The organism is Herbiconiux daphne, from assembly GCF_024979295.1.
GTDB classification, from domain to species: domain Bacteria; phylum Actinomycetota; class Actinomycetes; order Actinomycetales; family Microbacteriaceae; genus Herbiconiux; species Herbiconiux daphnes.
Window position 1 is genome coordinate 1 of record NZ_JANLCJ010000642.1, and the last position, 568, is coordinate 568.

At 35.9% G+C, this 568-nt stretch carries 3 protein-coding genes; all 3 read left to right on the plus strand.

Annotated elements, in window-relative coordinates; translation table 11 throughout:
- A partial coding sequence (locus tag N1032_RS26915) for a hypothetical protein (RefSeq protein WP_259543749.1) occupies positions 1-193 on the plus strand: 193 nt, incomplete at its 5' end.
- On the plus strand, positions 193-330 hold the full coding sequence (locus N1032_RS26920; protein WP_259543751.1) for a hypothetical protein: 138 nt from the start codon (positions 193-195) through the stop codon (positions 328-330). The genes N1032_RS26915 and N1032_RS26920, both read left to right, overlap by 1 nt.
- The coding region (locus tag N1032_RS26925) for a hypothetical protein (protein WP_259543752.1) at positions 327-568 on the plus strand (242 nt) is incomplete at its 3' end. The genes N1032_RS26920 and N1032_RS26925, both read left to right, overlap by 4 nt.

A 568-nucleotide genomic window follows, 5' to 3' on the forward strand; every position in this document is an offset into this window, starting at 1 on the left:
AGCAGAACGTGCTATGACTGCTGAAGAAATGCTTAAAGATATGAAACTAACATTAACTTGCATTTCTAAGAATGTTCAAGAACTAATTGCTGATGTTGGTATTGATGCTGTTACTCAGAACAAACTTCAAGATTTGTGTGCTGACATTGATAAACAATACTACTTCGTTAACTCCAGTATGGAGGTGAAATAATGCCATTAAAATCAGGTAGCAGTCCTGCTGCTATTAGTTCAAATATTCGTACAGAAATGGCTGCTGGTAAACCACGTAATCAAGCTGTTGCTATTGCCATGAGTAAAGCTCATAAGATTAAGGCAAAGAATAAATGAATCTATACGACCATATAAGTGAAAAATTTATATGGCTTATTGGTGCTAGTGCTTGTGGTTCAGTAATTGGTGTACTGACAAACGAGAAGTATAATACAACTACTAAAAGAGTTATATACATTTTTGGTGGTTTCTGTTCTGCTTTCTTTTTAGCCGGACCTGTTGCTAAGTATTTTAATCTTACTGGACCAGGGGAGATTGCTGCTGTTGGTTTTGCTGTATCTATTTTCTGGCAACA